At 70.8% G+C, this 20,609-nt stretch carries 14 protein-coding genes and 1 rRNA gene; 9 read left to right on the forward strand and 6 right to left on the reverse strand.

All coding sequences use genetic code 11. The annotated features are described in order from the left end of the window. Positions 1-95 (forward strand): 5S ribosomal RNA (gene rrf / locus EOT10_RS10445); the annotation flags it as partial. A gap of 70 nt (positions 96-165) precedes the next feature. Here rrf and EOT10_RS10450 read toward each other — a convergent pair. Then, entirely contained in the window at positions 166-1,608 is a 1,443-nt protein-coding gene (locus tag EOT10_RS10450; protein WP_127827845.1) for an MFS transporter, read from the reverse strand. A 224-nt stretch (positions 1,609-1,832) separates the two neighbouring features. On the opposite strand from EOT10_RS10450, the gene EOT10_RS10455 reads away from it, so the two are divergent. Then, positions 1,833-2,720: a helix-turn-helix transcriptional regulator gene (locus EOT10_RS10455; protein WP_223280915.1), complete on the forward strand. Its 888-nt coding sequence runs from the start codon at positions 1,833-1,835 to the stop codon at positions 2,718-2,720. On the opposite strand, the gene EOT10_RS10460 is transcribed toward EOT10_RS10455, so the two are convergent. Next, a complete protein-coding gene (locus EOT10_RS10460; protein WP_127827846.1) occupies positions 2,690-4,147 on the reverse strand; it encodes an MFS transporter in 1,458 nt (485 codons plus the stop codon). The two genes, EOT10_RS10455 and EOT10_RS10460, sit on opposite strands and share 31 nt — an antisense overlap. Before the next feature lie 252 nt (positions 4,148-4,399). On the opposite strand from EOT10_RS10460, the gene dusB reads away from it, so the two are divergent. Next, positions 4,400-5,530, forward strand: coding sequence for a tRNA dihydrouridine synthase DusB (gene dusB / locus EOT10_RS10465; RefSeq protein ID WP_127827847.1), 1,131 nt, complete (start codon positions 4,400-4,402; stop codon positions 5,528-5,530). 6 nt (positions 5,531-5,536) lie between these two features. On the opposite strand, the gene EOT10_RS10470 is transcribed toward dusB, so the two are convergent. Further along, a complete protein-coding gene (locus EOT10_RS10470; protein ID WP_223280916.1) occupies positions 5,537-6,949 on the reverse strand; it encodes an MGH1-like glycoside hydrolase domain-containing protein in 1,413 nt (470 codons plus the stop codon). A 575-nt stretch (positions 6,950-7,524) separates the two neighbouring features. On the opposite strand from EOT10_RS10470, the gene ppdK reads away from it, so the two are divergent. From ppdK to EOT10_RS10485, 3 genes are all read left to right on the forward strand, one after another. Further along, complete coding sequence (ppdK, locus tag EOT10_RS10475; protein ID WP_127827848.1) at positions 7,525-10,242, forward strand: pyruvate, phosphate dikinase; 2,718 nt, start codon at positions 7,525-7,527, stop codon at positions 10,240-10,242. A gap of 211 nt (positions 10,243-10,453) precedes the next feature. Beyond that, on the forward strand, positions 10,454-12,838 hold the full coding sequence (locus EOT10_RS10480; protein WP_127827849.1) for a glycoside hydrolase family 20 protein: 2,385 nt from the start codon (positions 10,454-10,456) through the stop codon (positions 12,836-12,838). Positions 12,839-12,926: 88 nt separating this feature from the next. Beyond that, positions 12,927-13,841: an oxidoreductase gene (locus tag EOT10_RS10485; protein ID WP_127827850.1), complete on the forward strand. Its 915-nt coding sequence runs from the start codon at positions 12,927-12,929 to the stop codon at positions 13,839-13,841. A gap of 28 nt (positions 13,842-13,869) precedes the next feature. Here EOT10_RS10485 and EOT10_RS10490 read toward each other — a convergent pair whose 3' ends face one another. Continuing rightward, positions 13,870-14,433 carry a hypothetical protein gene (locus tag EOT10_RS10490; protein WP_223280917.1) on the reverse strand — a complete coding sequence of 188 codons (564 nt, stop codon included), beginning with the start codon at positions 14,431-14,433 and terminating at the stop codon, positions 13,870-13,872. Between the two features lie 225 nt (positions 14,434-14,658). Here EOT10_RS10490 and EOT10_RS10495 point away from each other — a divergent pair, with 225 nt between their 5' ends. Genes EOT10_RS10495 through EOT10_RS10505 form a run of 3 tightly spaced genes read left to right on the forward strand, consistent with a single transcriptional unit; the run spans position 14,659 to position 17,689 of the window. Further along, entirely contained in the window at positions 14,659-15,906 is a 1,248-nt protein-coding gene (locus tag EOT10_RS10495) for an ABC transporter substrate-binding protein (RefSeq protein WP_189491418.1), read from the forward strand. A gap of 8 nt (positions 15,907-15,914) precedes the next feature. Then, positions 15,915-16,853, forward strand: coding sequence for a carbohydrate ABC transporter permease (locus tag EOT10_RS10500; RefSeq protein WP_127827851.1), 939 nt, complete (start codon positions 15,915-15,917; stop codon positions 16,851-16,853). Next, positions 16,850-17,689 carry a carbohydrate ABC transporter permease gene (locus tag EOT10_RS10505; RefSeq protein ID WP_127827852.1) on the forward strand — a complete coding sequence of 280 codons (840 nt, stop codon included), beginning with the start codon at positions 16,850-16,852 and terminating at the stop codon, positions 17,687-17,689. Before EOT10_RS10500 ends, EOT10_RS10505 begins: the two co-directional genes overlap by 4 nt. Positions 17,690-17,706: 17 nt before the next feature. Here EOT10_RS10505 and nirD read toward each other — a convergent pair whose 3' ends face one another. Together nirD and nirB are read right to left on the reverse strand one after the other, a co-directional pair. Then, positions 17,707-18,069, reverse strand: a complete 363-nt coding sequence (gene nirD / locus EOT10_RS10510) for a nitrite reductase small subunit NirD (RefSeq protein ID WP_127827853.1) — start codon at positions 18,067-18,069, stop codon at positions 17,707-17,709. Further along, complete coding sequence (nirB, locus tag EOT10_RS10515) at positions 18,066-20,609, reverse strand: nitrite reductase large subunit NirB (protein WP_127827854.1); 2,544 nt, start codon at positions 20,607-20,609, stop codon at positions 18,066-18,068. Before nirB ends, nirD begins: the two co-directional genes overlap by 4 nt.

The raw sequence follows: 20,609 nt of genomic DNA on the forward strand, positions 1-20,609 counted from the left end.
AAACGCCCGGTTACATTCCGAACCCGGAAGCTAAGCCTCACAGCGCCGATGGTACTGCAGGGGGGACCCTGTGGGAGAGTAGGACGCCGCCGAACTAATTTTGATAGAAAGCCTCAACCCCCGAGTGGAAACTCGGGGGTTGAGGCTTTTTTGCGTTTCCACGGGTCAGCCCACCACGCGCGGCAGTCGCGTGCTCAATGCCGTGGTCAGGGCAACGGCAGCCAATTGGACGAGAAGCGTCGTCACCAAGGCGTCCCGCATTCCCATGCCCGGGACGAGGGTGAGGAAAAGGGAGCCCAGTGTGGCGACGCCCAGAGCGAGGGCCGACTGCTGGGTGGTGATCATGACGCCGCTGCCCACGCCGGCCCGCGCGGCCGGCACCTCGGACAGGATGATCCGGAAGAGTATGGGCAGTTGGAGCGCCTGGCCGGCGCCCGCGAGCGCCGCACCCGGCATCAGTTCGACGACGCCGAGATCCGGCCAGGTCCGCCAGGCCGTGAGGGCGATCAGGGCGACGCCCACACCCTGGATGACGCCGCCCGCCGTGACGATCCGCGTACCGAAGCGAGCGATCAGGCGAGGCCCCGCGAGGGACACGGCGAAGAAGACGACGGCCATCGGCGCGAGGGCCAGGCCCGCCGGTACCGGGCCGAGGCGTTCGCCCTGCTGGAGCGCCACCGCGATGACGAACATGAAGCCGCTGAACCCGATGGAGAACGGCACGATCATGACCAAGCCGCGGCGCAGGGAGGTGAGTTCGAAGAGGCTGGGCGGAACCAGCGGGGTGCGGCCGTGCCGGTCCGCACGGCGTTCCACCTGGTAGAAGGCGTAGGTGAGGAAGGGGAAGAGCGCGAGCGACAGCCAGGTCCACAGGGGCCAGCCCGCTGCCCTGCCCTCGGTCAGGGGTGCGAGGAGCGTGAGCAGGGACGCGGCGAGGAGAGCGGTGCCGGGGCCGTCGACCGGCTCGGGGTGCGGGGAGCGGGTCTCGGGGACGGCGCGGGACGCGAGGACGAGGCCGACGATGACCACCGGCACGTTCACCAGGAACACGGACCGCCAGCCGGTGCCGAAGACGTCCGCGGCGACGAGGACGCCGCCGAGGATCTGGCCGGCGACCATGGACAGGCCGGCCGTCGCGCCGTACAGGCCCATGGCTTTCGCGCGGCGCGGGCCCGTCGTCGTGGACTGGATGGTGGCGAGGACCTGCGGGAGCATCGCGGCCGACGCGGCGCCCTGGGCGACGCGGGCGGCCACGAGGGACCAGGCGTCGGGGGCGAGTCCGCAGGCCAGCGAGGTCAGGCCGAAGGCGACCAGGCCGCCGAGGAAGAGTCTGCGCCGGCCGAAGAGGTCGCCGAGCCTGCCGCCGAGGACCAGCAGGACGGCGTAGGCGAGGCCGTAACCGGCGACGACGAGTTCGAGGAGTGCCTCGCCCGCGGCCAGGTCGTGGCCGATGGTGGGCAGGGCGACGTTGACGATGAAGAAGTCGATCAGGGGGAGCGCCGCGCCGATGAGCACGGTGAAGAGCCCCAGCGAGCCGAGCGCCGGTGGGGCGGTGGCGGTGCGGGCTGGGGTGGAGACAGAGGGGGAACGGGTCCCGGTTCCGGTCATGGGTACCAGCGTCGTCGGGCGCTCAGACTGGTACCAGAGTGTTCTTATCCTGGTAGAAGGACTACCTGGAAACAGGATCCGGGGCGCGGCACGCTGGAGGCATGACCACGATGGCGCGGGCGACGACAGGAACGCGGACGACGACGACAGGGACAGGGACAGCGCGGACGGCCACAGGAACTGGTCCCGGGGCCGGGACTGGTAATGGGACCGGGACCGGGGCTGTGGTGCGGGCCGAGACGGACGGCGGTGCGGAGTCGGGGCCCAGGCGGGAGTCCGAGATCCGGCGGCACGAGCTCGCCGACTTCCTGCGCAGCCGCCGCGCCCGCATCACCCCCGAGCAGGTCGGGCTGCCGCGCGGCCGGCGCCGCCGTACCCCCGGGCTTCGGCGCGAGGAGATCGCGCAGCTGTCCGCCGTCGGTGTCACCTGGTACACGTGGCTCGAACAGGCGCGGGACATCCAGGTGTCGGTGCAGGTCCTGGACGCCCTGGCCCGCACGCTGCTCCTCGACGCGAGTGAGCGGGCGCATCTCTTCCAGCTCGCCGGGGCCGTCGACCCGTCCCCCGCCGCGAGCTGCCAGACCGTCACCCCGGCGCTGCGGCTGATGCTGGAGAAGCTGGAGCCGCTGCCCGCGTGCGTCCAGAACAGCCGGTACGACATCCTCGCCTACAACCGCACGTACGGGCGGCTGCTGTGCGACCTGGACACGGTGCCGCCGGAGGACCGCAACTGCATGCTGCTGGTCTGCACGAACGAGCAGTGGCAGAAGTCGATCATCTTCCTGGAGGAGACGATCCGGCTCATGGCGGCGAAGTTCCGCGGGGCGATGGCCGGTCATCTCGGCGAGCCCGCCTGGGAGTTGCTGCTCAAGCGGCTTGAGGACGGGTCGCCGCAGTTCCGGGAGGCGTGGCGGCTGCACGAGGTGGTGGGCTCGCGCAGCAAGACGAAGTACTTCCGTAACGCGCACGTCGGGCCGCTGTCCCTGGTCCACACCGACCTGTGGCTGGGGCCGGACCAGGGCGCCCGCCTGGTGACGTACACGCCCGCCGACGAGGAGACACGGAAGCGGCTCGACCGGCTTCAGGAGCTGGCGCCGGCCGTGGCCTCCTGAATCTCCGGCTGCTCCAGGCAGCGCGCGGTGCGCTGGGCGGTGGCGCGCGCCCAGCTTCCGCTGGTGAGGAGGCCGACGAGCAGGACGGCGACGCCGCAGCCCACCGTGATCCACCACGCGGGGCGGCTCGCGTCGACGAACGTCGTCGCGTACGAGGACGTGCTGATGCCCGACGCGAGGACCGCGCCGATGACGGCGACGCCGAGGGTCTGGCCGATCTGGCGGCTGGTGGAGGCGACCGCGGCGGCGACGCCGGCCTGGGCGCGGGGCATGCCGGAGACGGCGGTGTTGGTGATGGGGGCGTTGACGAAGCCGAAGCCGAGGCCGAACAGTACGTAGCCGATGAACCGCGTCACGTTCGACGTCTCCGCCTCGAACGCGGCGAACAGGACGCCGCTTGCCGTCATCGCGACGCCCGCGACGAGCAGCGGGATCCTGGGGCCGCGGCTGCCGACGAGGCGCCCGGAGAGCGGGGCGCACACCAGCGTCATGGCCGCCATCGGCAGCATCCACAGGCCCGCGTCCAGGGCGCTGAGGCCCCGTACGTTCTGCAGGTAGAGCGTCGACAGGAACAGGAAGCCGCCGAGCGAGGCGAAGGCGCTGACCGCTATCACCGTGGCGCCGCTGAACGGGGCCGAGCGGAAGAAGCGCAGGTCGATGAGGGGTTCGGCGCGGCGTGGCTCGTACGCGAGCAGGCCGACAAGGGCCGCGAGGGCGAGAGCCGCGAAGGCGACGATCGTGGGGGATGTCAGGCCCGCGCCGGGCGCCTCGATGATCGCGTACGTGAGCGAGCCGAGGAGCGCGATGACGAGGAGCTGGCCGACCGGGTCGGGGCGGCGCGGCTTGGGTGCGCGGGACTCGGGGACGTAGCGCATGGTCAGGAGGAGGGCGGCGAGGCCCACCGGCAGGTTGATCCAGAAGATGGAGCGCCAGCCGACCGAGTCGACGAGGACGCCGCCCACGATGGGGCCCGCGGCCATGGAGATGCCGACGACGCCGCCCCAGACACCGATCGCCCGGGCGCGCTCGCGGGGCTCGGTGAACGTGTTGGTGATGATCGACATGGCGACGGGGTTGAGCATCGAGCCGCCGACCGCCTGGATCATGCGGAACGCGATCAGGGACTCCAGGTTCGGCGCCACGGAACAGAGCACCGAGCCCACCGTGAAGATCACGAGCCCCGCCTTGAAGATCCGGCGGCGCCCGACCCGGTCGGCCGTCGAGCCCGCGAGCATCAGCAGCGAGGCCAGGACCAGGGTGTACGCGTCGATCGTCCACTGCATGCCGGAGACGCTCGCGCCGAAGTCCTTCTGCATGCTCGGCAGCGCGACGTTCAGGACCGTGTTGTCGAGGCTGACGAGCAGCAGGCTCATGCAGCAGATCGCGAGGACGAGCAACCGCCGGCGGTGGGTCAGTGGAGGGGCCATGCATCTGACGGTAGCCCGAGCCGGGGAGGGGGCGCCCGCCCGGAGGGGACAGAGGGGACGGAGGTGTCCGCCCGGTGGGGGACGGGGGCGTCCGGGCGGTGGGAGACCGGGGCGTCCGGGCGGTGGGAGACAGAGGCTCCCGCCCGGTGGGGACAGAGGCCTCCGGCCGGTGGGGACAGAGGCCTCCGGCCGGTGGGGGACAATGGAGAGCCGTCCCTGTCCACCGCCGTACGTTTTCGGAGAGCCCGCCCGATGTCCCAGCAGCTCACCATCGGTCCGCACCTCGTGCAGCCGCCCGTGGTCCTCGCACCCATGGCCGGTATCACGAACGCGCCGTTCCGCACCCTGTGCCGGGAGTACTCCGGCGGCAAGGGCCTCTTCGTGAGCGAGATGATCACGACGCGGGCGCTGGTCGAGCGCAATGAGAAGACCATGCAGCTCATCCGCTTCGACGAGAGCGAGAAGCCCCGGTCGATCCAGCTGTACGGCGTCGATCCCGCGACCGTCGGCAAGGCCGTCCGCATGATCGCCGAAGAGGACCTCGCGGACCACATCGACCTGAACTTCGGCTGCCCGGTCCCCAAGGTGACGCGCAAGGGCGGCGGCTCCGCGCTCCCGTACAAGCGGAACCTGCTGCGGGCCATCCTCAAGGAGGCCGTCAGCGGGGCCGGGGACCTGCCGGTCACGATGAAGATGCGCAAGGGCATCGACGACGACCACATCACGTTCCTCGACGCGGGCCGGATCGCCGTCGAGGAAGGCGTCACCGCGATCGCCCTGCACGGGCGCACCGCGGCCCAGCACTACGGCGGCACGGCCGACTGGGACGCCATCGCGCGCCTCAAGGAGCACGTCCCCGAGATCCCCGTCCTCGGCAACGGCGACATCTGGTGCGCCGACGACGCGGTCCGCATGATGCGCGAGACCGGCTGCGACGGAGTCGTCGTGGGGCGTGGCTGCCTGGGGCGGCCGTGGCTGTTCGGGGACCTCGTCGCCGCGTTCGAGGGAACGGGCAAGCCCGCCGCGCCCGGCATGCGCCAGGTCGCCGACGCGATGGTGCGGCACGCCGCGCTGCTCGGCGAGTGGATCGGCGACGAGGCACGCGGTGTCATCGACTTCCGTAAGCACGTGGCCTGGTACCTGAAGGGCTTCTCCGTCGGCTCCGAGATGCGCAAGCGCCTCGCCATTACGTCCTCCCTCGCCGAGCTGCGCGCGGGGCTCGACGAGCTGGACCTCGACCAGGCGTGGCCCGTCGGCGCGGACGGCCCGCGCGGCCGCACGTCCGGCAACAACCGCGTCGTCCTCCCGGACGGCTGGCTGAAGGATCCCTACGACTGCGCCGGCGTCAGCGAGGACGCGGAACTGGACACGTCCGGGGGCTGACGCTCCTCAGGTCCGTGCGTGCAGCAGGTCGAGGCTGAGGGCGGCGCTCCAGGAGAAGTCGCGGGCGCCACGGCCGTGCAACGTATACGGGTCCACGTACTCGGCGAAGTCCGTGTCGAGGGCCGTGTCCAGCATCGCCGTCCGCAGGCGGTCGGCCTCCGCACGCTCGCCGTGCAGCCGTAGCCCGCGCTCGACCAGCCAGTTCGTGTTGAACCAGGCCGGTCCCCGCCAGTAGCGGTGCGGGTCGAAGGACGGTCCCGTCAGGTCGTGACTCGGGACGAGGCGGACCGTCGGCGTGCCCAGGCCGAAGCGGGGGCTGCGAGCCGTGCTCAGAAGAGCGGTGGTCACGTGGCGGGGGAGTGTCGGCAGGATCAGCGGGATCAGGCCCGTGACGCCGTACTCGGGGATGAGGGCGCCGGTTTCTTCGGGGGTGGGCGCCCGTAGGTCCCGGCAGAAGAACATGCCCGTCGCCGGGTCCCACAGGCGTTCCACGAGCGCTGCCGTGAGGCGTTCGGCGCGGGCGTGGCGGGCTGTGGTGGGGGCGCCCAGCTCGACGGCGATGCGGGCCAGGGCGTGTTCGGAGGTGATCAGGAGGGCGTTGAAGGACGGGTCCTCGACGGCGAACCCGTTCGGAACGTCGGCCTGGTCCTCGTACAGCGCGTCCCGGTAGTCCGTCGCCAGGCGTACGTAGCGGCCGTAGTCGAGGTGGGTGGGGCGGTCGTCGGGGGCTCCGTGGTCCAGGTCCGCGCGGCGGAAGGCGCTCGCAGGGGCCGGGGCGATCCGGCTCAGCGGCGCGTCCCAGCAGGGGCTGTTGTCCATGCCTTGCTCCCAGGGATGGACGACGGCGGCGAGTCCGCCGCCGCCCAGGTCCCGGCGGTGCAGCAGGTAGCGGTGCCAGGCCGCCAGCCGCGGATAGACCCGTGACAGGAACGAACGGGACCGCGAGAGGGCCGGGTCGGCGCCGTGCACCAGCCAGGCGGCCAGGGCGTGTACGGGCGGCTGCACGATGCCGGAGGTCTGCACCGTGCGCGGCGCCCCGGCAGCCCGCCCCGCCGTCGTGGAGCGCCAGAAGTCGGGGCCGGGAAAGTACGCGTCGCAGGGGACCGAAGAGTTGAACACGATGTGCGGCACCCGGCCGTCACCCCACTGGGCGGCGAGTAGCGTCTCCAGTTCCAACTGGGCGCGCAGCGGCGACACATGGCGCAGTCCGACGGCGATGAACGCGGAGTCCCATGACCACTGGTGCGGATAGAGGGTGCGGGAGGGGACGGTGGACGTGCCCGTCCAGTTCGCCTCCAGGACCGCCGCGGCCCGCTCCCGCAGGATGGGGCGGCCGGCACCGGCTTCCCGGGTCGTACCCGTTCCCCGGGTCGTACTCGTTCCCCTGGTCGTACCCGTTTTCCGGGTCGTGCGGTCCACAGGAACTCCCCCGGTCGGTCAGCCACGTGGCGTCGAGCATAGGGTCCCGCTCGGCCGCGACGACCGCGCTGACCTCGGTCAGTATCTGTCGGGTCATGACCCGCTCCCCGCCGCCCACCTCCCTCCCCCCGCTCATCTGTGCGCGCCGCCCGTCCACGCGTCTCCGCTCGACCCCGCCCACCACCCCCGTTCTGTCCGAATGCTGACATCCTGGCGTCCGAAAACAGCGTGATCCTCGCCACCCCTGATAGCCCTACCGCTCAGATGAGCAGTTTCAGGGCGGCTGTACATCTCAAAGGCATGGCACTCAGTGCCACCACTCGATCATTTATGAGTTGAACTCAGGTGAGAGGAGAGCCCGCTCACCTGAGCGATATCCGGCCTCTACGGGGGTTGAGTCTTCAAGAAGTGAACGCAAGCGGTTGGTCATCGCGATCCATTAGTTACTTTCGATCTAGCGGCGGACGGGTGGTTACGGCCACATGACGCGCAAGTGGACGTACCCAGATGCCTTCGATCTGGGTATGTTCCTGGCCGTCAGGGCACCCCACCGAGTCATCGAGGAGTCGAGACCCGTGTCGGAAAACAAGGATCCTCAGGTAGCGAAGTTCGTTTACGACTTCACCGAGGGCAACAAGGACCTCAAGGACCTCCTCGGCGGAAAGGGCGCGAACCTCGCCGAGATGACCAACCTCGGGCTCCCCGTCCCTCCGGGCTTCACCATCACCACCGAGGCCTGCAAGGTCTACCTCGAGAGCGGCACGGAGCCGGTGGCACTGCGTGACGAGGTGAGTGCACACCTCGACGCGCTCGAGCAGCGCATGGGCAAGAAGGTCGGCCAGGCCGACGACCCGCTGCTGGTGTCGGTCCGTTCGGGCGCGAAGTTCTCCATGCCCGGCATGATGGACACCGTCCTCAACATCGGACTCTCCGACAAGTCCGTGCAGGGTCTGGCCAAGCAGGCCAACAACGAGCGGTTCGCCTGGGACTCGTACCGGCGCCTCATCCAGATGTTCGGCAAGACGGTGCTCGACGTCGACGGTGAGCTCTTCGAGGACGAGCTGGAGAAGGCCAAGCGCGCCAAGAAGGTCACGGTCGACACCGACCTGGACGCGGCCGACCTCAAGAAGCTCGTCACCAAGTTCAAGAAGATCGTCAAGGCCGAGGCCGGCCGGGACTTCCCGCAGGACGCGCGCGAGCAGCTCGACCTCGCCATCCACGCGGTCTTCGACTCCTGGAACACCGACCGCGCGAAGCTCTACCGCCGCCAGGAGCGCATCCCCGGCGACCTGGGCACCGCGGTCAACATCTGCTCCATGGTCTTCGGCAACCTCGGCCCCGACTCCGGCACCGGCGTCGCCTTCACCCGCGACCCCGCCTCGGGCCACGCGGGCGTGTACGGCGACTACCTGCAGGACGCGCAGGGCGAGGACGTCGTCGCGGGTATCCGCAACACCGTGCCGCTCGCCGAGCTCGAGTCGATCGACAAGAAGTCGTACGACCAGCTCATGCAGATCATGACGACGCTCGAGACCCACTACAAGGATCTCTGCGACATCGAGTTCACGATCGAGCGCGGTCAGCTGTGGATGCTGCAGACCCGCGTCGGCAAGCGCACCGCCGGTGCCGCCTTCCGGATCGCGACGCAGCTCGTCGACCAGGGCCTCATCGACGAGGCCGAGGCGCTCCAGCGCGTCACGGGCGCCCAGCTCGCGCAGCTGATGTTCCCGCGCTTCGACGACTCGGCCAAGGTGGAACTGCTCGGCCGCGGCATCGCCGCCTCGCCGGGTGCCGCCGTCGGCAAGGCCGTCTTCGACTCCTACACCGCCGTCAAGTGGTCGCGTTCGGGCGAGAAGGTCATCCTGATCCGCCGCGAGACCAACCCCGACGACCTCGACGGCATGATCGCCGCCGAGGGCATCCTCACCTCGCGTGGCGGCAAGACGTCGCACGCCGCCGTCGTCGCCCGCGGCATGGGCAAGACCTGTGTCTGTGGCGCCGAGGACCTCGAGGTCGACACCAAGCGCCGCCGGATGACGGTCGGCGGGACCGTGATCGAAGAGGGCGACGTCGTCTCCATCGACGGCTCCACCGGCAAGGTCTACCTCGGTGAGGTGCCGGTCGTCCCGTCCCCGGTCGTCGAGTACTTCGAGGGACGCATGCACGCCGGCGCCGACGACGCCGATGAGCTCGTCGGCGCCGTGCACCGGATCATGGCGTACGCGGACCGGGTCCGCCGCCTGCGGGTGCGCGCCAACGCGGACAACGCCGAGGACGCGCTGCGTGCCCGCCGCTTCGGCGCCCAGGGCATCGGCCTGTGCCGCACCGAGCACATGTTCCTCGGTGAGCGCCGCGAGATGGTCGAGCACCTGATCCTCGCCGACACCGACGAGGAGCGCGAGAACGCCCTCAAGGAGCTGCTGCCGCTCCAGAAGAAGGACTTCGTCGAGCTGTTCGAAGCGATGGACGGGCTCCCGGTGACGGTGCGCCTGCTCGACCCGCCGCTGCACGAGTTCCTGCCCGACATCACCGAGCTGTCGGTGCGTGTCGCGCTCGCCGAGTCCCGCCAGGACGCCAACGAGAACGACCTGCGCCTCCTCCAGGCCGTGCACCGTCTGCACGAGCAGAACCCGATGCTGGGTCTGCGCGGTGTCCGCCTCGGCCTCGTGATCCCGGGTCTGTTCGCCATGCAGGTACGGGCCATCGCCGAGGCCGCGGCCGAGCGCAAGAACGCCAAGGGCGACCCGCGCGCCGAGATCATGATCCCGCTCGTGGGCACCGTCCAGGAGCTGGAGATCGTCCGCGACGAGGCCGAGAAGGTCATCGCCGAGGTCGAGCAGCGGACCGGCGTCGAGCTGAAGCTGGCGCTCGGCACGATGATCGAGCTGCCGCGCGCCGCGCTGACGGCCGGGCAGATCGCCGAGGCCGCGGAGTTCTTCTCCTTCGGCACGAACGACCTGACGCAGACCGTCTGGGGCTTCTCCCGTGACGACGTGGAGGCCTCGTTCTTCACGGCGTACCTGGAGAAGGGCATCTTCGGGGTGTCGCCGTTCGAGACCATCGACAAGGACGGCGTCGGCAGCCTCGTCCGCAACGCCGTGGAGGCCGGCCGCAAGACGCGTCCCGACCTCAAGCTCGGCGTCTGCGGTGAGCACGGCGGCGACCCGGAGTCGGTCCACTTCTTCCACGAGGTCGGTCTCGACTACGTCTCCTGCTCGCCGTTCCGCATCCCGGTCGCCCGCCTCGAGGCCGGCCGCGCCGCGTCCACGGCGACGGGCAGCGACCACCGGTAACAGCCGCTGGTCCGAAAAACTCCGGAGCCGTTGTCTGGGTGCCCGACCCTCACGAAAGGCAGCGGCTCCGGTGCACCGCAAGAGAGGGCGGTACCCCTGTGCGGGGGGTACCGCCCTCTTGTGCGTACACCCGCGGGCGCGTCCGCTCTTGGTGGTTCCGTGATGTCCGTTCCCTTGTGAGGCTCGGCAGGCAAGTGGTGTAGTCCACTTCATGCCTACGCGTAACGGAACGACTCCATCACGTCTGTCACGCCGCTCGTTCATCGCCGCCCTCGCGGTGACCTCGGCAGCCACCGCCCTGCCGCTCGGGCTCGGGGCGGGCGCCGCCCGGGCCGCGGGCACGAACGAGGCCAACGAACGCCCCGTAGTCATCCCCGCCCTCCAGAACTGGACCGGAGCCACCGGCCGCTTCCGGCTCGAACCCGGCGCCCCGATCGTCGTGAAGACCGCGAGACCTGACGAACTCCTGCCGCTCGCCCGGCAGTTCGCCGACGACATCGAAGAGGTCACCGGCATCACCCCCGGTGCTCCCCGCGCGGGCGCCGGGGTGCGGGGCGGTCTGCGGCTCGTCCTCGACCCGGCCGACCGCCACGCACCCGGCGGCGACCGGTACGCCGAGGAGGGCTACACCCTCACCGTCACCGCGTCCGCCGTCACGATCACCGCGCCCACCCGTACGGGCCTCTACTACGGCACCCGCTCCGTCCTGCAGATCCTCCTGCGCTCCGACGGCCGCCGCGAACTGCCCACGGGCACCGCGTACGACTGGCCCGACTACCGGCTCCGCGGCTTCATGCTGGACGTGGGCCGCCGCTTCTTCACCCCCGGCTTCATCCGCGACCGGCTGCGCCTCATGGGCTGGTTCAAGCTCAACGACCTGCAACTGCACCTCAACGACAACGAGATCAGCCCGGCCGGCGGCGACTGGTCCAAGGCCTACGACGCGTTCCGGCTGCGCAGCGACAAGCCCGAATGGGCCGGGCTCGCCGCGGCCGACGGCTCGTACTCGCGCGCCGACTGGGACTCCTTCGAGGACACCGCGGCCGCCCACGCCGTCCAGCTCACCCCCGAGATCGACGCGCCCGCGCACGCCCGCTCCTTCGTCCGCTTCCGCCCCGAACTGGGCCTCAAGGGCGGCAACTCCGACCACCTCGATCTCGCCAAGCCCGAGACGACCGACTTCATGAAAAAGATCTTCGACGAGTTCGCGCCCTGGTTCCGCAGCCCCGAGATCCACTACGGGGCCGACGAGTACACCGGTCCCGAGGCGCAGTACCGCGGCTACTTCAACGCCATGGCCGCCCACATCCGCTCCCTCGGCAAGCACCCCCGCGCCTGGGGCAGCCTCACCGAGATGGCGCCTTCGGGCACCTCCGGCTACGACCGCGACGTCACCATCCACAGCTGGAACAACGGCTGGTACGGCCCCAAGGCCGCCACCGCCGACGGCTACGAGATCGTCAACACGAACGACGGGCTCCTGTACATCGTCCCGTTCGCGACGTACTACCACCCGCGCGGCCTCGACGGCCCGTACCTGTACGAGAGCTGGGCCCCGCACGTCTTCCCCGGCAACCAGAGCCTCGCGCCGCACGACCCGAAGCTGCGCGGCGCCATGTCCGCCGTGTGGAACGACCTCGTGCACGCCACGTACACCCAGCAGGACGTGCACGGGCTCGTCGAGAAGACCTTCGGGACGCTCGCGCAGAAGATGTGGAGCGGGTCAGGGGCGGGCCTGAGCTACCGCGACTTCACCGCCGAGCTGCGGCGCGGGATCGCCGGACCCGGGCTCACCACCATCACCCCGACGCTCGCCGAGCCCGACCAGATCTCCCTGGACGCCGCCGCCACCGCCTCCTCCACGGCCCGCGGGTCCCGGCCCGCGTACGCCACCGACGGCAGCCCGGTCACGCGGTGGACGAGTGACACCGAGCGGTCCCCCTGGCTGGCCGTCGACCTCGGGCAGGCGCGGCCCGTGCAGCGCGTGCGCGTCGAATGGGGCCAGGATCACGGCACCGCGTACGCCGTCGAGGTCTCCGACGACGGCGACACCTGGCGCACCGTCGCCGAGCGCACCGGCCGCGACCGGGCCGGCTGGGACGAACTCGGCTTCCCCGCGACCACCGCGCGCCACGTCCGCCTGCGTGGCCAGGAGAGCGCGCGGACGCGCTACTCCGTGTGGAGCCTCCAGGTGTACGACATACCCGACCTGGCGCTCGGCCGCCCCACCACCGCGTCCTCCGCCGAGACGGCCACCCTCACCGCCCCCAACGCCACCGACGGCGACCCCGGCACCCGCTGGGCGTCGAAGTACACCGACGCCGAGTGGATCGCCGTCGACCTGGAACAGACCCGTACCGTGCGGCGGATCGTCCTCGACTGGGAGACGGCCGCCGGAAAGGACTACGACCTCCAGGTCTCCGCCGACGACACCGGCTCGTCCTGGCGCACCGTCGCCGCGCGCCGCGGCCGCACCACGGCCGGCGTCGACACGGTCGAGCTCGACGCCGTGCAGGCGCGGCGCGTGCGGATGCTCGGCATCAAGCGGCAGACGACGTACGGGTACTCGCTGTACCGGTTCGAGGTGCGGGGCTGAGCGAACGGGGTGCCGGGGGTGTCGTGACTACTGATCGGTAAGTACAGTCGTGCACCCCCGTACCCCCTCTCTCCCCGGGAGCGCAGCCATGACCGGCTGGAACGCGAGCGACATCCCCGACCAGAGCGGCCGTACCGCTGTGGTCACCGGCGCCAACAGCGGAATCGGCTACATCACGGCACGCGAGCTGGCCCGCAAGGGCGCCCGCGTCGTCCTCGCCTGCCGCAGCGAGGCGCGCGGCACGGCGGCCCTCGACCTGCTGCGCTCCGAAGTGCCCGGCGCCCGGGCCGAGTTCGGGGCGCTCGACCTGGGTGACCTGGACTCCGTGCGGAAGTTCGCCGGCACGTTCAGCGGCGGCGAGCGGCTCGACCTGCTGATCAACAACGCGGGCGTGATGGCGCTGCCGTACGGGCGCACCGCCGACGGCTTCGAGACACAGTTCGGCGTCAACCACCTCGGCCACTTCGCGCTCACCGGCCTGCTCCTGCCCCGGATCCTCGACACCCCCGGCGCCCGCGTCGTCAGTGTCTCCAGCGGCTTCCACGCCCTCGCGGACATCGACATCGCCGACCTCAACAGCGAGCGCCGCTACCGGCGCTGGATCGCGTACGGCCGCTCCAAGACCGCGAACCTTCTGTTCATTCACGAGCTGGCGCGCAAGCTCGCGGTGCGCGGGTCCGACGTCGTCGCGGCGGCCGCGCACCCCGGGTACGCCTCCACGAACCTCCAGACGGCGGGCGCGCGCATGGAGGGCCGCAAGACCGCCGAACGCGTCATGGAACTCGGCAACCGCATCGCCGCCCAGCCCGCCGAGGCCGGCGCGCTGCCCACCCTGTACGCGGCGACGGCGCCCGGCGTGCGCCCGGACTCGTTCACCGGGCCGAGGCTGATGATGTGGCGCGGCGCCCCCGCGAAGTCCTGGCGCGCCCGCTGGACCCTCGACGACGCGGCGGGGGAGCGGCTGTGGGCCGCGTCGGAACAGCTGACGGGCGTGACGTACTAGCGCGGGCCCCTAAGGCGCCGTCAGGTTGTCAGTCCATGTCTGACGCCTCGAAGACCGCGCGGGCCGCGTCGCCGTCCATGCGGTCCGCGAGGCGCTCGACGACGCCCGCGCCGCAGCGGAGCAGCCCGCTCGCGCGGGCCCGGCGCGCGCCCGTCTCCAGGCGGTGCCACAGGACCGGGTTGTCGGCGAACACCTTCGGGTCGACCTCCACGCGCCCGCCCAACGCGTCCCGCAGCACGAGGCGCGGGGTCACGCCGTCGCTGTGGCGCACCGACGTCAGCAGGTCGGTGCACACACGCCGGGTGCCCCACACACCGCGTACGGCGAGCCAGCCGGGGCCCACGCTCACCAGCGGCGGATGCAAGACACCTTGCAGCAGGGCCGCGAGCCCCGCCCACAGGGCGCCGCGCGCCGCGGTGAGCGTGCCGTTGGCCGTGTCGATCAGCAGGACCAGGCAGCACACCGCGACCGAGCAGAACACCGCCGCCCGCAGATCGGCGGCCCACCGCCGGTCCCGCACCACCGCGTCCTGCGGAGCCGGCGCCGCGCCCGCCGCCCGACTCCCGGATCCCGCCCTCGTCTCACGTCCCATGCAGCGCACCGTAAGTCCGCCCACCGCCCCCGGTCAGCCCCCTTGACGTGTCGCTGATCCGGGGCCGCGCACGTTGACGCCTCGCTGATACGTCGCTGACACCTCACTGACGCCCCGCTGACGGGAACGGCCGACACACGGCCGTAGTCCCTCTGTCGTAATCGGCCCGCATGGTTGATCGTTGGGCGGTCGGAACAAGCCGTACGCCGAAGAGGGGGACGATCCATGACCATCAGCCGCAGAGGACTGCTCGGGACGGGCGCGGCGCTGGGGCTGCTCACCGCTTGTGGGTCCAACACCGGTCGTGACGACGGGAGTTCGGGCGGGGCGGTCAAGCTGTCGCAGTGGTACCACCAGTACGGGGAGCAGGGCACCGAACAGGCCGTGAAGCGGTACGCCGCCGCGTACGACAAGGCGCGCGTCACCGTCCAGTGGCGGCCGGGCAACTACGACGAGCAGACCGCCGCGGCGCTTCTCACCGACTCCGGACCCGACGTCTTCGAGGTCAACGGGCCCAGCCTCGACCAGATCCGGGGCAAGCAGGTCGCCGACCTCACCGACCTGTTCGACGGCGTCAGGGACGACTTCAACCCGGCCGTCCTCGCCCCGAAGACGTACGACGGCAGGATCTGGGGCATTCCGCAGGTCATCGACATGCAGATGCTCTACTACCGCAAGAGCCTGCTCGACGACGCGGGCGTCACACCGCCGAAGACCCTCGACGAGCTCGTGGACGCGGCGAAGAAGCTCACCACGAAGAAGGCCAAGGGCCTCTTCCTCGGCAACGACGGAGGCGCGGGCGTCCTCGGCGGCACACCGCTGTACGCGGCGGGACTCGAACTCGTCACCGCGGACGGCAAGGTCGGTTTCGACGACCCGGCCGCCGCCCGCACCCTCGGCAAGATCCACCAGCTGTACGCCGACAAGTCGCTGCTCCTGGGTGCGCCCGCCGACTGGGCCGACCCGTCGGCGTTCGTCCAGGGCCTGACCGCGATGCAGTGGTGCGGGCTGTGGGCGCTGCCCGCCGTGCAGCAGGCACTCGGCGACGACTTCGGCGTGCTGCCCTTCCCGAAGGACGGCGCGGGCGCCCCGGCGGTCCCGGTCGGCGCGTACGGCGCCGCCGTCTCCACCCGCAGCAAGCACCAGCAGGCCGGCAAGGACTACCTGAAGTGGCTGTGGATCGAACAGACCCAGTACCAGGAGGACTTCGCCCTCGCGTACGGCTTCCACATCCCGGCCCGCATCTCCCTCGCGAAGAAGGCCGGCAAGCTCAAGAAGGGCGCCGCCGCCGACGCCGTCCGCTTCACCACCGAACACGGCCACGCCCAGCCGCTCACGTGGACGCCGGCCAGCCAGACCGTGTACCAGGACGCCCTGAGCCGCATCATCAAGGACGGCGCGAACCCGGACAGCGAACTCAGGAAGGTCGTACGCAAGGTGTCGGCCGAGCTCGACGGCGTGAAGAAGAAGTGACTCAAGAAGTGAGTGACCGGCAGTCGGCCGCGAAAGCAAGGGTGTTAGGGGACCGGAATCGCACTCTCTGGTTCTGGATCTTCGTCGGGCCCTTCCTCCTAGGCCTCGGCGTCTTCACGTACATCCCGCTCGGCTGGAGCGTCTACCTCAGCTTCTTCGACGCGCACAACACCGTCACCCCGAGCGACTTCGTCGGCCTCGGCAACTACACGGCGATGCTGGGGAACGAGGCGTTCACGGACAGCCTGTGGACGTTCCTCGTCTTCTCGCTCTTCATCGTGCCCGCCACCTACGCGCTGTCGCTCGCCCTCGCCCTCATGGTGAACCGGCAGCGCCGCGCGCAGGCTTTCTTCCGCTCGGTCTTCTTCCTGCCGGCCGCCTGCTCCTACGTCGTGGCCGCCCTGATCTGGAAGATGTCGCTCTTCAACGGGGTGCGGTTCGGGCTCGCCAACACCGTCCTCGGCTGGTTCGGCGCCGACCAGATCGCCTGGCTCTCGACGACCGACCCGCCCTGGTACTGGGCCGTCATCGTCACCGTACGGCTGTGGCTCCAGGCCGGTTTCTACATGATTCTCTTCCTCGCCGGACTCCAGCGGATCAGCCCCACCCTGTACGAGGCGGCCGCCGTCGACGGGGCGCGGCCCGGCTGGCAGGTCTTCCGGCACATCACGTTCCCGCAGCTGCGCGCCACCTCCGTGGCCGTCGTCCTGCTCCTCGTCATCAACGCCTTCCAGGCCTTCGACGAGTTCTACAACCTGCTCTCCGACGCCCGCGGCTACCCGCCGTACGCCAGGCCCCCGCTCGTGTACCTCTACTACACGGCGCTCGGCCAGGGGCAGAACCTCGGGCTGGGCAGCGCGGGCGCGGTGCTGCTCGCCCTGATCATCGCGGTGGTGACGGTGGGGCAGGCCAAGTGGTTCGGTCTCGGCCGTAAGGAGGCGGAGTGAAGGACGACTCGCGGGTCAGGGCGGGCCGCGCCCTGCGCCTCACCCTGCTGATCGCGCTCGCGCTCCTCTTCCTCATCCCCTTCTACCTCCTGGTGCGCAACGGGCTCGCGGCCGAGAGCGACATCACCTCGCCGGAGTGGACGTTCTTCCCGTCCTCGCTGCGCTGGGACAACGTCACGGAACTCTTCGGCGACACGTCCGTCCCGTTCGCCCGCTCCCTGCTCAACTCCGCGCTCATCGCCGTCGCGACGACCCTGGGCACCCTGTTCCTCGCCTCGCTCGCCGGCTACGGCCTGGCCCGCATCCCGTACCGGCACGCGAACAAGGTGTTCTACGCGATCCTCGGCACCCTGATGGTCCCGGCCGCGGTCACCTTCGTGCCGAGCTTCGTGCTCGTCTCGTCGCTCGGCTGGATCTCGACGCTGCGCGGTCTGATCGTCCCGACGCTGTTCTCCGCGTTCGCCTGCTTCGTCTTCCGGCAGTACTTCCTCGGCTTCCCGGGGGAGCTGGAGGACGCGGCGCGTGTCGACGGGCTCGGCTACTGGCGCACGTACTGGCGGGTGGTCGTGCCCAACTCCCGGCCCGTCTTCGCGGCCGTCGGCACGATCGTGTTCATCGGCGCGTGGAACTCGTTCCTGTGGCCCCTGGTCATCGGGCAGGACCGGAACTCATGGACGGTCCAGGTGGCGCTCTCGTCGTTCACCACGTCTCAAGTGATCAGGCTGCACGAGCTGTTCATCGCGGCGGCCGTCTCCATCCTGCCGCTGCTCGTGGTGTTCCTGTTCTTCCAGCGGTGGATCGTGGCGGGGGTGGAGCGCTCGGGCATCGACGACTGACCCCACCCCCGGGCCGGTCAGGCCGCCATGGGCGCCGTCTGCACGGGGAACGTGTCCACCGCGTACTCCTCGTCATCAAGGCACGCGCCGCTCTCCAGGTCGAAACGCTGCTTGAGCAGCGGCGACGCGACGAAGGGGCGGCCCTGCGCCGAGCCGAGCAGACCGCGGGACAGGACGGCGGCGCCCGTGAACGGGTCCCGGTTGCCGACCGCGTACAGGCGGCCCGTGCGGTCGAGGAACACGGCGGCCTGCCGGCCGTCCGGGAGCAGCGCCGCGACCCCGCGGCCCGGGACGAGCCGCGCCAGCTCACACACCGTGAACCAGGCGTCGTCGAGACGGAGTTGCACCAGGACGGCGGTCTTCTCGGGGGCGACGGTCATGGCGTGAGCGATCCTTCCAGGGGGCGGGCGCCGATGCTCAGCAGCGGCAGGTCGGGCTTGATCTGGTCGCGCTCCGGCACGAACCGCACCAGCGGGTCCGGCGCGTCCGGCGCGTTCACGAAGGAGACGAAACGCGCGAGGCGCTCCGGATCGCTGATCGTGTCGGCCCACTCGTCCCGGTAGTGCGCGACATGGTCGGCCATCAGGGCCTCAAGCTCGGCGCACAGCCCGAGCGAGTCGTGCACGACGACGTCGCGTACGTGGTCGAGGCCGCCCTCGATGCGCTCCAGCCAGCCTGCCGTGCGCTCCAGGCGGTCGGCCGTACGGATGTAGAACATCAGGAACCGGTCGATGAGGCGGACGAGTTCGGCGTCGGACAGGTCCTGGGCGAGGAGGTCGGCGTGGCGCGGGGTCGCGCCGCCGTTGCCGCCGATGTACAGGTTCCAGCCGTTCGAGGTGGCGATCACGCCGAAGTCCTTGGACTGGGCCTCCGCGCACTCGCGCCCGCAGCCCGACACGGCCGACTTCAGCTTGTGCGGGGCGCGCAGCCCCCGGTAGCGCAGCTCCAGGTCGATCGCCATGCGCACCGAGTCCTGGACCCCGTACCGGCACCACGTCTGCCCGACGCACGACTTCACCGTCCGCAGCGCCTTCCCGTACGCGTGCCCCGACTCGAACCCTGCGTCGACCAACCGCGCCCAGATCAAGGGAAGTTGCTCGACGCGTGCGCCGAACAGGTCGATGCGCTGACCGCCCGTGATCTTCGTGTAGAGCCCGAAGTCGCGCGCCACCTCGCCGATGACGATCAGCTTCTCCGGGGTGACCTCGCCGCCGGGGATGCGGGGCACGACCGAATAGGAGCCGTTCTTCTGGAGGTTGGCGAGGAAGTGGTCGTTGGTGTCCTGGAGGGCCGCCTGCTCACCGTCGAGGACATGACCCTCGGCGCCGATCGTCGGGGCGAGCGAGGCGATGATCGAACCGACCGCGGGCTTGCACACCTCACAGCCCTCGCCACCGCGCGCCCCGTCCCGCCCGTGCGCGTCGAGCAGCTCCGCGTACGACGTGATCCGCCTGACCCGGACGATCTCGTACAGCTCGGCGCGGGTGTGCGGGAAGCAGCCGCACAGGCCCTGGTCGCCGCTCTGCGGCAGGAGCTGCCCGATCAGCTTCACGCAACTGCCGCAGCCCGTACCGGCCTTGGTGCACTTCTTGACCTCGGGCAGCGTGGCGTGCGCCTGGATCGCCTCCTTGGTCACGTTGTGGCAGGAGCAGATCACCGCGTCGCCGGGCAGCGCGTCGGGCCCGAGCGCGGCCGGCGCCCCCGCCCCCGCCGGAAGGACCAGCTGCTCGGGCGCCACCGGCGGCACCGACCCGGTCAGCGCCCGCAGCGTCCCGTACGCCTCCGCGTCCCCGACCAGGATCCCGCCGAGCAGCTCGCCCCCGCGCCCCACGACCAGCTTCTTGTACGTGCCGGAGCGCGAGTCCGAATAGACGACGTCGAGACATCCCTCCGCCGTCCCGTGCGCGTCGCCGAACGACGCCACGTCCACACCGAGCAGCTTCAGCTTCGTCGACAGGTCGGCGCCGGTGAACTCGCCCTCCTCGGAGGCGATCGCCGCGGCCACCGTCTGCGCCATCTCGTAGCCGGGCGCGACCAGGCCGTACACGCGGCCGTCCACCGCCTGTGCGCACTCGCCGATCGCGTACACCGCCGGATCACTGGTGCGGCACCGCTCGTCGACGGTGATGCCGCCGCGCTCGCCCACCGTGAGCCCCATGTCGCGGGCGAGCTGGTCACGCGGCCGCACACCCGCCGAGAACACCACGAGGTCGGTGGCCAGCTCCGACCCGTCGGACAGCTTCATGGCGCGCACCGCTCCGCCCTCGTCCGCCACGATCTCCTGCGTGCCGACGCCGGTGTGGACGCTGAGCCCCATGTCCGTGATGGTGCGCAGGAGCGCCGCGCCACCGCCCTCGTCGACCTGCACGGGCATCAGCCGCGGCGCGAACTCCACGACGTGCGTGTCGAGCCCGAGCCCGCGCAGCGCGCCCGCGGCCTCCAGACCGAGCAGCCCTCCGCCGACAACAGCGCCGGTCGTGGCACGCGCCTCGGCGTACTCCTCGATCGCGAGCAGGTCCTCGATCGTGCGGTACACGAAACAGCCCGTGGCGTCCTTGCCGGGCACGGGCGGCACGAACGGGTAGGACCCGGTGGCCAGCACGAGCGTGTCGTACGTGACCTTCAGGCCCGAGCGCGCCGTGACCGTCCGCGACGCCCGGTCGATGTGCTCGGCCGGGTCCCCGAGGTGCAGCTCGATGCCGTGACGGGCGATGAACTCCCCGTCGGTGAGGGAGAGTTCGTCCGGCGTACGGCCGGCGAAGTACGAGGTGAGCTGGACGCGGTCGTAGGCGGGGCGCGGCTCCTCGCACAGGACGACGACGCGGTGCGTGTCCGTGAGGCCGCGCTCGGCCAGGGCCTCCAGGAAGCGCTGGCCGACCATGCCGTGGCCGACGAGAACGAGAGTGGGCATGGTGGGCAT

Source organism: Streptomyces antnestii (assembly GCF_004005495.1).
GTDB classification, from domain to species: domain Bacteria; phylum Actinomycetota; class Actinomycetes; order Streptomycetales; family Streptomycetaceae; genus Streptomyces; species Streptomyces antnestii.